The sequence below is a fragment of the Mesorhizobium sp. WSM3866 genome, assembly GCF_002294795.1.
Classification (GTDB): Bacteria; Pseudomonadota; Alphaproteobacteria; order Rhizobiales; family Rhizobiaceae; genus Mesorhizobium.
Genome location: NZ_NSGC01000006.1, coordinates 262,988 through 274,725 on the forward strand (window position 1 = coordinate 262,988; position 11,738 = coordinate 274,725).

Sequence of the window (11,738 nt, forward strand, 5' to 3'; positions counted from 1 at the left end):
TTTGTCCCTGCTCAAGTCCATCGATATCAACCCGAGCTTTTCGCCCCGCGAATCGACCGCGCTGCCGGAGCGGCTCATTGCCGGCAATCCCGCCTTCAAAACCTGGGCGCAGGACGTGGCCAAGGACGACCTTGTCCATACCGGCGTCTGGGAGGCCACGCCCGGCGAAACGCGCTCGATCAAGGGGGAAACCTTCGAGTTCTGCCATATCCTCGCCGGCGTGGTCGAAATCACGCCCGACGCCGGCGAAACGGTGACCTACCGGGCCGGCGACAGCTTCGTCATGAAGCCGGGCTTCACGGGTGTTTGGAAGACCATCGAGACCGTGCGCAAGATCTACGTCACAGTGGGCTAGCGAGCGCCCGCGCAGGCCCTGACCGCCGCGGAAGATTTTGCCGTCTCTTGTCCCCAGCACGCAACATTCGTCGGCGGCGGATCGCCGAACAGCGCATGCTGCGTGTCGGCACGGGCTAGGCTGAGGCCGATGCTGCCGAGTGGTTGCCCATGAGCCTGAGCTTCGATCCCGATACAATCTCGCTTCCCGTCGGCCACTTCATCGATGGAGAGCTGATTTCGGCCGGGGGTGCGATCGAAATGCGCCGTCCGTCCGATGGCAAGTCCTATGCCGCTTGCCCCGTGGCCGGTGCGGACTTGGTGGACCGGGCGGTGGAAAGTGCCAAGGCGGCGCTGAAAGCCAGCAACTGGGGCGGCGTCCGGCCGCGCGAGCGCACCAGGGCGCTCCACGCCTGGGCCGATTTGATGGAAGCGGAAGCCGAAACGCTCGCCAGGATCGAGGCACTGTCCTCGACCCGGCCCGTCGGCCAGCTCGCCGCCGGCGACATCGCCGTGACCGCCGAGCAGATCCGCTTCTTTGCCGAGTTCGCCGATAAGGAAGGCAGCGAACTCGCGCCGACCGACGACGCCAGTTTCGGCATGATCATGAGCGAACCCTATGGCGTCGTGGCAGCGATCACGCCCTGGAATTTTCCGATCTCGATGGCCGGCTGGAAACTCGGCCCGGCGCTGGCCGCGGGCAATGCAGTCGTGCTGAAGCCGTCCGAAATGACGCCGTTCTCGACCGTTCATTTGGCGCAGCTCGCCGTCAGAGCCGGCCTGCCGGCAGGACTTATCAACGTGGTGCTCGGCGACGGTCCCACGACCGGCACGGCGTTGACCGGCCATCCCGAGATCGCCAAGGTCAGCTTCACCGGTTCGACCCGCGCCGGCTCAGCGATCATGGAGAACGTCGCCCGCACCGGCGTCAAGCCGATGACGCTGGAGCTCGGCGGCAAGAGCCCGCAGCTCGTCTTTGCCGATGCCGATCTCGACAAGGCGGCGGCCGCAATCGCCGGCAGCGTCACCTTCAATGCCGGCCAGGCCTGCGTGGCCGGCACGCGCCTGATCGTCGAGAAGAGTGTGGCCGGCAAGCTGACGGCCTCGATTCTGGAAAAGATGAAGGCGGTGAAGCCCGGCCCGACCTGGGACGAGACGACGCGGTATTCGCCGATCATATCGGAACGGCAGCGGGGACGTGTCGACGCCATCGTGCGGGCCGCGGTCGAGGGCGGCGGCGAATGCCTGACCGGCGGCACCTTTATGGACAGCCCCGGCTATTTCTACGAACCGACGCTGATCGCCAATGTCGACCAGGTCAATCCGGCGATCGTCGAGGAAATCTTCGGCCCGGTCCTGACGGTCCAGACCTTCGAGGCCGAAGACGAGGCGCTGGCGCTGTCCAGCCATCCGACCTACGGACTGGCTTCCGGCCTGTTCACCGCCGATCTGTCTCGCACAATCCGTCTCGCGCGCAAGCTGGAAGCGGGCACGGTGTGGGTCAACCGCTACAGCCGCTCGCGCGACCACATCCTGCCGACCGGTGGCTACAAGCGCTCCGGCATCGGCAAGGACCTTGGCCGCGAGGCCTATCTCGCCAACCGCAGGACCAAGAGCGTCCTGATCAGCCTGTGAAGAGATGCCGATGAAGACCTACTCGATCGCCCTGATCCCCGGTGATGGCATCGGTCGCGATGTGACCGCCTCCGCCTGGACGGTGCTGGAAACCGTGGCCAAGCACTCCGGCTTTGCCCTGACCGGAACCGAGTTGCCATGGTCCTGTCGTTTCTTCAAGGAAACCGGCCGCATGATGCCCGAGGACGGCATCGAGACCTTGCGCCGCTTCGACGCAATCCTGCTCGGGGCCGTCGGATGGCCGACGGAGGTGCCGGATTCCGTCTCGCTCCATGGACTTTTGCTGCCGATCCGCAAGGCATTCGTGCAATACGCCAACATCCGGCCGCACCGGCTGCTGCCGGGTGTGAGGGGGCCGCTGCGAGCCGAGAGCTTCGATATTCTGTGCATCCGCGAAAACACCGAAGGCGAATATTCCGGCGCCGGCGGACGTGTGCATCAAGGCACGCTGGACGAGGTCGCGGTGGAAACCTCGATCTTCACCCGGGCCGGGGTCGAGCGCATCCTGCGCTTCGGCTTCGAGCAGGCACGGGCGCGGCGCGGCAGGCTGGCTTCCGTCACCAAGTCCAACGCGCAGAAATATTCGATGGTGTTCTGGGACGAGATCACGCGCAAGCTGGCCGCCGACTATCCGGACGTCGACGTGACCAGCTATCATGTCGACGCACTCGCTGCGCGCATGATCATGGATCCGCAGAGCCTCGACGTGGTCGTCGCTTCCAATCTCTTCGGCGACATACTGACGGATATCGGCGCGGCGATCCAGGGCGGGCTCGGCTACGCAGCTTCCGCCAACATCAACCCCGACCGCTCGGCGCCGTCCATGTTCGAGCCGGTGCACGGCTCCGCGCCCGACATCGCCCACCTCGGCATCGCCAACCCGATCGCCGCCATATGGTCGGGCGCAATGATGCTTGAACATCTGGGCGAAAAGGACGCAGCCGGCCGCGTCATGAACGCGATCGAAGCGACAACGGCGCGAGGGGTGGGAACCACGGCCGGCAAAGATCGTACGGACGCCATCACATCCGCCGTTGTCGCGGCGCTCACCTGATTTGCGAGGTCGTTTTCGATGAAAAGCCTGAAAGACAAAACTCTCTTCCGCGAGGCCGGTCTGATCGGCGGCAGATGGGTCGCGGCAGGTTCCGGCAGAACGGTCGATGTGATCGATCCGGCAACACAGATATCGATCGGCACAGTGCCCGACATGGCCGGCCCGGAGGCCCGCGCGGCCATAGAGGCCGCGGCTTCCGCCTATCGGGATTGGAAAAAGAAGACCCACGCCGAACGCGCCGCCCTGCTGGAGGCCTGGCATGGTCTGATGCTTAAGCATCTGGACGATCTCGCACTGATCCTGACCACGGAACAGGGCAAGCCGCTGGACGAGGCCAAAGGCGAGATCCACTACGGAGCGTCCTTCGTCAAATGGTTCGCCGAGGAGGCGCGCCGGATCAATGGCCACACCATCCCCTCGCCTACATCAGACCGCCGCATCATCGTCCTGAAGGAACCCGTCGGCGTGTGCGGCATCATCACGCCTTGGAACTTTCCCAATGCGATGATCACCCGCAAGGTTGCGCCGGCGCTGGCCGCCGGCTGCACGGTGGTGATCAAGCCCTCCGAGTTCACGCCCTATTCGGCGTTGGCGCTCGGCGTGCTCGCCGAACGCGCGGGTATTCCCGCCGGCGTCATCAACATCGTCACCGGCATGCCGGCCGAGATCGGCAACGAGATCATGGCGAATGAGACCGTGCGCAAGATCTCCTTCACCGGTTCGACCAGGGTCGGCTCGCTGCTGATGCGCGGAGCGGCCGACAGCGTGAAAAGGCTCAGCCTCGAGCTCGGCGGCAACGCGCCCTTCATCGTCTTCGACGACGCCGACCTCGACCTCGCCGTCGAGGGGGCGCTGGCGTCGAAGTTCCGCAATGGCGGCCAGACCTGCGTGTGCGCCAACCGCATTCTCGTCCAGGCCGGAGTCTATGACGCCTTCTCCGCCAAGCTCAGCGGCCGCGTCAATGCGTTGACGGTGGGACCGGGCACGCAGCCCGGTGTCGCCATCGGCCCAATGATCAACATGGCGGCGGTCGAGAAAATCAATCGGCACGTCGAGGACGCGCTTGCTAAAGGCGCGACGATCGTCACCGAGAAGCCGGTGCTGCCGGAGGGTCCTCAATATGTCGCCCCGCTGGTGCTGGCCGGTGCGACAAACGAAATGGAACTCGCCAGCGAGGAGACTTTCGGTCCGGTCGCACCGCTTTTCCGTTTCGAGACGGAAGAGGAAGCGGTCGCGCTTGCCAACGGCACACCTTACGGGCTTGCCTCCTACTTTTACACCGAGAACCTGAAGCGCGCCTGGCGCGTCGGCGAGGCGCTGGAGTTCGGCATGGTGGGTCTGAACACCGGCTCGGTTTCGATGGAGATAGCCCCCTTCGGCGGCGTCAAGCAGTCCGGCCTCGGGCGCGAGGGCGCGCAGGCCGGCATCGAGGAATATCTGGAACTGAAGAGCTTCCACATGGGCGGGCTGGGTTAAACCCCAGCCCCGATCACTGGATCCGGTCGAGCGCCTTGTAGTAGAGACCGACCATCGGCAGGAACCAGGGCTTGCCGGAATAGCCGGGAATGGCAGGCCACTCGAGCCCCTTCATCGGATTGCGGTCCGCGCGACCAAGCATGGCATCGGCCATGATCATGCCGAGATGGGTGGAAAGCTGGGCGCCGTGGCCGGAATAGCCCATCGCGTACCAGACCCCGTCATGGTAGCCGGCCCGCGGGAAGCGGTCCTTGGTCATGTCGACCAGCCCGCCCCAGCAATAGTCGATCTCCACCCTGGCGAGCTGCGGGAAGATCGCCGCGAGGCTTGCCCGCAGAATCTCTCCGCTCTTGGCATCGCAGCGCTGGTCCGATGTCGCCGAAAAGCGTGCGCGCCCGCCGAAGATCAGGCGCTTGTCCGGCGCAAGCCGGAAGTAGTTGCCGATGTTCATCGAGGTCACGCATGTCCGGTTGCCGGGCATGGTCGCGGCGATCTCGGCGTCGCTCAGCGGTCGCGTGGCGATGATGAAGCTGCCGACGGAAATGATCCTGCGGCGAAAATAGCCGAAATTCGGCGTGGTGTAGGCGCCGGTCGCCACCAGCACATTGTCGGCGCTGATGCGGCCGCGGGAGGTGGTCAGCTGATGCCGCGTGCCCGACTGCCTATGATCCGTCACCGCCGCATTCTCGTGGATGACGGCGCCATGGCGAACCGCGGCCGTCGCCAGCCCGGCCACGTAGCGGCCCATATGCATCATGGCGCTCTTCTTCGACAGCATCGCGCCATGGAAGGGCGAGCCGATCTCGGATTTGAGATCGTTCGGCGACAGCAGCGCCGTATCCGGATCCACCTCGGCATGGACGGCCTCGAAGTTACGGGCGATCGCTTCGAAATGCTGCGGCTTGGAGGCGAGCTTCAGCTTGCCGGCGCGGCGGAAGTTGCAGTCGATGCCCTCCTCGGCGACCAGCGCCTCGATCGTGTCGACGGAATCGTCCAGCGCCCGGTAGAGCGCGATCGCGCGCTCCTTGCCGAGTTCCGCCTTGGCCGAAAGGTAGCTGTGGGCGAGGCCGTTGTTCAGATGCCCGCCATTGCGTCCGGACGCGCCCCAGCCGACCCGCTCCGCCTCCAGCACCGCCACCTTGGCGCCGGCCTTCGCCAGTTGGCGGGCGGCGGCGAGGCCGGTGAAGCCGCCGCCGATGATGGCGGCGTCGTAGTGTCCCTCGACCGGGCCGTGCGCCCCGCCGGAAAAAACTGGAGCGGTGTCGTGCCAGTAGGAGACCAGCTTCATTTGCAATCCGTCAGTTTCAAAGCCCGACCACGCCCGGAAGACCGGAAATGTCGGCGATCTCGACATAGCCGTAATAGGGGTTGGCCGGCTCGTGGCCGCGATTGACCCAGACCTTGTTCTTGATCCCGAGGTCATGCGCCGACATCAGGTCGTAGCGGAACGAGGACGAGCAGTGAAGAACATCCTCCGGGCCACAGCCCAGCCTATCGAACATATATTCGAAAGCCTTGAAGCGTGGCTTGTAGGCCTGCGCCTGTTCGGCCGTGCAAACGGCATGGAATGGCGCGCCGAGCTTCTCGACATTGGACATGATCTGCGCGTTCATGGCGTTGGAGAGGATGACCAGCGGAATTTCCTTGGCAACCTTCGCCAGGCCAGCTGGAACGTCCGCGTGGGGTCCCCAGGTCGGGACACGCTCATAGACCATCGTGGCGTCGTCCGGGCTGAAGGCAACGCCGTTGCGCTTGCAGGCGCGCTCGAGCGCGTTGTGGACGACGTCGGCATAGGGCTTCCAGTCGCCCAGGATCTCGTCGAGCCGGTAAGCCGCGAAGTTCTTGATGAACGCCTGCATGCGCGGCTCGTCGAGTCGGCTGCCATAGAGGTCACGCGCCGCCTCCGCCATCTGGAAATTGGTCAACGTGCCGTAGCAGTCGAAGGTGATGTATTTGGGCCTGAAAGAAGCCATATCCGTCGATCTCCGGTGGAAGCACATCCGCGTTGGGACGTCTTTCATCATAGGCCGGCAGGAAGCGACCTACCTGACCGAAAAGCGCCTGCCGAAAGCAGAAAGTTCCGTATCCGCGGTTCCGTTTGGCACGCTGTAGCATCTTGAGCGTCGAAGGATGCCGCCGGTCGAGGCGCTAAACGCATCCAGTTCCATAGGGGCCAGCACAAGATGCGGCGCACGCCCTCAGCAACGGCGAATGATACCGCCGAAGTCGAGACCTTCAGACGATCTGCGGCGCACCGATGATCGAGACTTGGGGTCAGACTGAAAGGTGCGTCATGCAGCAAGGCGAGATCGAACTCCAGGACTTCGGGCCGGATCATATCGAGGGTGCAGTCGCGCTATCTCGGCAGGAGAATTGGCCGCATCGCCCGCAGGATTGGCAGATGGCGCTGCAGCTTTCGAGCGGCGCGGTTGCGCTCGACGACCAGGGCCGGGTCGCCGGGACAATCCTGGTAACGCCTTACGGCGCCGATTGCGCCATGATCAACATGGTGATCGTCGACAGGAACGCGCGAGGCAAAGGGCTCGGGCGCCGGCTCATGGAACAGGCCTTCGCCCTTGCCGGCGACCGTCCGCTGCGGCTCGTCGCCACGACCGACGGCATGCCTCTTTATGAGAAGCTTGGCTTCGTGCCCTCGGGCACGATTCTTCAGCATCAGGGCCAGGTGGCAGCGCTTGAGGCTTCCGACGGTGTGGAAGCCGCGGGCGCGCACCATCTGCCGGAAATCAAGGCCCTGGACCGTGACGCCTACGGCGCCGACCGTGAAGCTTTGATCGATGCGCTGGCCGAGCGGGGTGAATTCGCCGTCATCCGCCGCAGTGGCGTCATCGCGGCCTATGCCGCAATCCGCCCGTTCGGACGCGGCGAGGTGATCGGCCCCGTCATCGCCGGAAATGCAGACGACGCCAAGGCCCTGATCAGCTTTTTCGCCGCGTCTCGCCCTGGCGCTTTCCTGCGCGTGGATACCGAAAGCAGGACCGGCATCGCCGGCTGGCTCGGAGAAATCGGCCTCGCTCATGTCGGCGGCGGCGTCGCTATGGACCGTCCGGCCAAGAATGGGGCCGAACAGGCCAGGCCAAAAGTTTACGCCCTCGCCAACCAGGCGCTCGGATAGCCCGGAGGACAACAATGCTCGCCAATTCCCTGATCGAACTCGACCGCGCCCATCTCATCCATCCGGTCGCCTCATATCGCGGCCATGAGGCGCTCGGCGTGCGGGTGCTGAAATCGGCGAAGGGCGCTACCGTGACCGATGCGTCCGGCCGGCAACTTCTCGACGGCTTCGCCGGACTGTGGTGCGTCAATGCCGGCTATGGTCACGACAGCATCGTCGAAGCAGCGGCCCGGCAGATGCGCGAGTTGCCCTACGCCACCGCCTATTTCGATCTCGGCTCGGAGCCCGCCATCCGGCTCGCCTCGGAGCTGGCCGACCGGGCGCCGGGGGATCTCAATCACGTCTATTTCACGCTCGGGGGATCGGACGCGGTCGACAGCACGATCCGGTTCGTCCGCTACTACTGGAATGCCAGAGGCGAGCCTGAACGCGACCAGTTCATTTCCATTGAGCAGGGTTATCACGGATCGTCGGTGGTCGGCGCGGGCCTGACCGCCCTGCCCGCCTTTCATGCCGGTTTCGGCATTCCGTTCGAATGGCAGCACAAGATCCCCTCGCCCTATCCCTATCGCAATCCGGTTGGCGATGACCCGAACGCGATCATCGCCGCATCGCTCGCCGCGCTGAAGGCGAAGATCGAGGAGATCGGGCCGGAGCGGGTCGCCGCCTTCTACGCCGAGCCGATCCAGGGCTCGGGTGGCGTTATCGTCCCGCCGAAAGGCTGGATCAAGGCGATGCGCGAACTCTGCCGTGAATACGGCATCCTGTTCATCGCCGACGAGGTGATCACCGGTTTCGGCCGCACCGGCCCCCTGTTTGCCTGCACGGAGGAGGATATCGTTCCCGACTTCATGACCACCGCGAAGGGCCTGACCTCGGGCTATGTGCCAATGGGCGCTGTCTTCATGGCCGATCATGTCTATAACGTCATCGCCGATGGCGCAGGCGCCTCGGCGGTCGGCCACGGCTACACCTATTCCGCCCATCCGGTCAGCGCCGCCGTCGCGCTCGAGGTGCTGAAGCTCTATGAGGAAGGCCTTCTGGAGAACGGCGCCAGGGCCGGCGCGCGCTTGATGGCGGGCTTATCTGCCTTGAGCGACCATCCATTGGTCGGCGATGTGCGGGGTCGCGGCATGCTTGCCGCCATCGAGCTGGTGGTCGACAAAAAGAAGAAAACGCCGCTTCCGGCCTCGGCCATGCCGGCGCGGCGCGTCTTCGACAGGGCGTGGGACAATGGCCTGATCATCCGCGCCTTCGCGCATGGGGTTCTCGGCTACGCCCCACCGCTCTGCTGCACCGACGGCGACATCGATGCGATCATCGAGCGCACGCGCCGGACGCTGGACCAGACGCTGGACGACGCCGATGTCCGCCGGGCGCTTGCATGAAGGGCGACGCATTTTTCGCATCTCGAAATATCGCCGCGGCAGACGATTTCGCAATTTTGTGCCGCTACCTCGCGCCTTTTCGGCGAATCCAGCGCGGGGGAAGTGCCAGACTGCTTTTTAAGACAAGGCCAGAAAGCCCGGATTTCCGGGCTTTTGAAAAAGGCCGACGCCCCGGACAGCACGGAATTTTGTTCTGTTCAGCATCAGTAATTCGGCCGCGCGCAGAGGAGAGCCAGTCTTGGCCAGGGGCTTTAGCGAATTCAAATACATGACCTTCGATGTGGTCGGCACGCTGATCGACTTCGAAGGCGGCATAACGACCTGCCTGGCCGAGATCGCTGCGGAGGCCGGTGTCTCAATCGACGGCGAAGAAGCGCTGGCCCTTTACCGGCAGGCCCGCTACATGCCCGATGCCAATCTGTTCCCCGACGATCTCGTACGTGTGTACACGGTCATCGCACCGCGGCTCGGCCTGCCGGCCGAGGAGAAATACGGCGCCCGCCTGCGGGATTCGGCCAGCGTCTGGCAGGGCTTCTCCGACAGCAGGGCGGCGCTGGCCGACCTTGCGACGTCTCATAAGCTGATTGCCATGACCAATGCCCGGCGCTGGGCTCTCGACCATTTCGAGAAGCAGCTCGGATCGCCCTTTTTTGCCACCTTCACCGCCGACGATACCGGCACGGAAAAACCGGATCCCGCCTTTTTCCAGAAGGTCTTCGATTTCGTGGCGTCGCGCGGCGACAGCAAGGACGACATCCTGCACGTCGCACAAAGCCAGCATCACGACATCGGCATATCCCGGGCGCTCGGCATGACCAACTGCTGGATCGAGCGCCGTCATGCCCAGAAGGGCTATGGCGGCACGATCGAGCCCGAGCGCTTCACCGTGCCGGACTACCACTTCACCTCGATGGCCGCGTTTGCGGCGGCCGTGCGGGAGAGCATGAAAGAACGAACCTGAACCCAAGCCTGGAAAAGCCGCAGCAAGACGCGCGTCCTGACCAACCAACGAAAGGGGAATGACATGACCGACAAGATCACCAACTGGACCGGAGCAGACGATGCGATGGTCGAAAACGCCATCCGGCGAGGCGCGAGCCGCCGCGAACTCCTCAAAATGCTGCTGGCGGGCGGCGCCGCGGTTGCCGCGGGCGGCGTTGTGCTTGGCCGTGCCACGCAGGCCGTCGCCGCCACGCCGGTCTCCGGCGGAAATTTCAAGGCGGCCGGCTGGTCGTCATCGACGGCCGACACGCTCGATCCGGCAAAGGCATCGCTCTCCACGGACTATGTCCGCTGCTGCTCGCTCTATAACCGTCTGACCTTCCTCGACAAGGATGGCAAGACGCAGATGGAACTGGCCGAAAGCATCGACAGCAAGGACGCAAAGACCTGGACGGTGAAGCTGCGCAAGGGCGTCACCTTCCACGACGGCAAGGACCTGACGGCTGACGACGTCGTCTTTTCGCTCAAGCGCCATCTCGACAAGTCGGTCGGCTCCAAGGTCGCCAAGATCGCCGCACAGATGACCGGCTTCAAGGCGGTCGACAAATCGACGGTCGAAATCACCCTCGCCGATCCGAATGCCGACCTTCCGACCATCCTGGCGCTGCACCACTTCATGATCGTGGCCGACGGCACCACCGACTTCTCCAAGGGCAACGGCACAGGCGCCTTCGTGCTGCAGACGTTCGAACCGGGCGTCCGTTCGGTCGTCACCAAGAACAAGAACTACTGGAAGTCGGGCAAGCCCTATCTCGACTCCTTCGAATTCATCGCCATCAGCGACGACAGCGCCCGGGTCAACGCCCTGCTTTCCGGCGATATCAATTTTGCTGCCGCGATCAATCCGCGCGCAATGAAGCTGCTGCAGAGCCAGCAGGGTTTCGAACTGTCGAAGACGACCTCGGGGAACTATACGGACCTCAACATCCGGCTCGACATGGATCCGGGCAGCACGGCCGATTTCGTGACCGGCATGAAATACCTCGTCAACCGCGAGCAGATCGTGAAATCGGCATTGCGCGGCCTCGGCGAAATCGGCAACGACCAGCCCGTCTCGCCGGCGAACATCTTCCACAATGCGGACCTCAAGCCGAAGGCTTTCGATCCGGACAAGGCGAAGTTCCACTTCAAGAAGGCGGGCCTGCTCGGCCAGTCCATTCCGGTGGTCGCCTCGGACGCCGCGACCTCGTCGATCGACATGGCGGTCATCATCCAGGCCGCCGGCGCGGAAATCGGCATGAAGCTCGACGTTCAGCGGGTCCCATCCGACGGCTACTGGGACAATTACTGGCTCAAGGCGCCTGTCCATTTCGGCAACATCAATCCGCGCCCGACGCCGGACATCCTGTTCTCGCTGCTTTACGCCTCCAACGCGCCCTGGAACGAAAGCCAGTACAAGTCCGAGAAGTTCGACAAGCTGCTCGTCGAGGCGCGCGGCCTGCTCGACCAGGCCAAGCGCAAGGAGATCTACGGGCAGATGCAGACCATGATCTCCGAGGAAGCAGGCACCATCATCCCGGCCTACATCTCCAACGTCGATGCCCTCTCCAGCAAGGTGAAGGGTTTGGAGGCGAACCCGCTCGGTGGCATGATGGGGTACGCAATGGCGGAATACCTCTGGCTCGAAGCCTAAGAGGCGCCTGCAGGGGACCGGTCAGCCGGTCCCCTGCACTGCATTGCGCAAGATTGTTTGGCCGAACGCAACCGCAGGGAGCTT

At 64.1% G+C, this 11,738-nt stretch carries 10 protein-coding genes; 8 read left to right on the forward strand and 2 right to left on the reverse strand.

Going from position 1 to position 11,738, the window contains the following annotated elements; translation table 11 throughout:
- The first annotated feature begins 1 nt into the window (after position 1).
- The 4 genes from CK222_RS16350 to CK222_RS16365 all read left to right on the forward strand — a co-directional run bounded on the left by CK222_RS16350 (position 2) and on the right by CK222_RS16365 (position 4,498).
- Positions 2-355, forward strand: a complete 354-nt coding sequence (locus tag CK222_RS16350; protein WP_067328000.1) for a cupin domain-containing protein — start codon at positions 2-4, stop codon at positions 353-355.
- A gap of 149 nt (positions 356-504) precedes the next feature.
- Entirely contained in the window at positions 505-1,968 is a 1,464-nt protein-coding gene (locus CK222_RS16355; RefSeq protein ID WP_095801043.1) for an aldehyde dehydrogenase family protein, read from the forward strand.
- 10 nt (positions 1,969-1,978) lie between these two features.
- The gene (locus tag CK222_RS16360) at positions 1,979-3,022 is read left to right on the forward strand and encodes a tartrate dehydrogenase (protein ID WP_095801131.1); all 1,044 of its coding nucleotides are present in this window, start codon (positions 1,979-1,981) and stop codon (positions 3,020-3,022) included.
- Between the two features lie 18 nt (positions 3,023-3,040).
- Positions 3,041-4,498 (forward strand): NAD-dependent succinate-semialdehyde dehydrogenase, encoded by a 1,458-nt coding sequence (locus tag CK222_RS16365; protein WP_095801044.1) that lies wholly within the window; start codon positions 3,041-3,043, stop codon positions 4,496-4,498.
- Between the two features lie 13 nt (positions 4,499-4,511).
- On the opposite strand, the gene CK222_RS16370 is transcribed toward CK222_RS16365, so the two are convergent.
- Complete coding sequence (locus tag CK222_RS16370; RefSeq protein ID WP_095801045.1) at positions 4,512-5,786, reverse strand: FAD-binding oxidoreductase; 1,275 nt, start codon at positions 5,784-5,786, stop codon at positions 4,512-4,514.
- A 16-nt stretch (positions 5,787-5,802) separates the two neighbouring features.
- Positions 5,803-6,471 carry a haloacid dehalogenase type II gene (locus tag CK222_RS16375; RefSeq protein ID WP_095801046.1) on the reverse strand — a complete coding sequence of 223 codons (669 nt, stop codon included), beginning with the start codon at positions 6,469-6,471 and terminating at the stop codon, positions 5,803-5,805.
- A 320-nt stretch (positions 6,472-6,791) separates the two neighbouring features.
- Here CK222_RS16375 and CK222_RS16380 point away from each other — a divergent pair, with 320 nt between their 5' ends.
- The 4 genes from CK222_RS16380 to CK222_RS16395 all read left to right on the forward strand — a co-directional run bounded on the left by CK222_RS16380 (position 6,792) and on the right by CK222_RS16395 (position 11,654).
- Positions 6,792-7,631, forward strand: coding sequence for a GNAT family N-acetyltransferase (locus CK222_RS16380; protein ID WP_095801047.1), 840 nt, complete (start codon positions 6,792-6,794; stop codon positions 7,629-7,631).
- Positions 7,632-7,645: 14 nt separating this feature from the next.
- Complete coding sequence (locus CK222_RS16385) at positions 7,646-9,019, forward strand: aspartate aminotransferase family protein (RefSeq protein ID WP_095801048.1); 1,374 nt, start codon at positions 7,646-7,648, stop codon at positions 9,017-9,019.
- A 238-nt stretch (positions 9,020-9,257) separates the two neighbouring features.
- A complete protein-coding gene (locus CK222_RS16390; RefSeq protein ID WP_095801049.1) occupies positions 9,258-9,980 on the forward strand; it encodes an HAD-IA family hydrolase in 723 nt (240 codons plus the stop codon).
- Positions 9,981-10,043: 63 nt separating this feature from the next.
- Positions 10,044-11,654, forward strand: coding sequence for an ABC transporter substrate-binding protein (locus CK222_RS16395; RefSeq protein ID WP_095801050.1), 1,611 nt, complete (start codon positions 10,044-10,046; stop codon positions 11,652-11,654).
- Positions 11,655-11,738 lie beyond the last annotated feature (84 nt).

Coding starts and splice junctions, on each gene's coding strand:
- CK222_RS16365 (WP_095801044.1), top strand. CDS start 3,041: ATGAAAAGCCTGAAAGACAAAACTCTCTTCCGCGAGGCCGGTCTGATC.
- CK222_RS16370 (WP_095801045.1), bottom strand. CDS start 5,786: ATGAAGCTGGTCTCCTACTGGCACGACACCGCTCCAGTTTTTTCCGGC.
- CK222_RS16360 (WP_095801131.1), top strand. CDS start 1,979: ATGAAGACCTACTCGATCGCCCTGATCCCCGGTGATGGCATCGGTCGC.
- CK222_RS16385 (WP_095801048.1), top strand. CDS start 7,646: ATGCTCGCCAATTCCCTGATCGAACTCGACCGCGCCCATCTCATCCAT.
- CK222_RS16355 (WP_095801043.1), top strand. CDS start 505: ATGAGCCTGAGCTTCGATCCCGATACAATCTCGCTTCCCGTCGGCCAC.
- CK222_RS16375 (WP_095801046.1), bottom strand. CDS start 6,471: ATGGCTTCTTTCAGGCCCAAATACATCACCTTCGACTGCTACGGCACG.
- CK222_RS16395 (WP_095801050.1), top strand. CDS start 10,044: ATGACCGACAAGATCACCAACTGGACCGGAGCAGACGATGCGATGGTC.
- CK222_RS16380 (WP_095801047.1), top strand. CDS start 6,792: ATGCAGCAAGGCGAGATCGAACTCCAGGACTTCGGGCCGGATCATATC.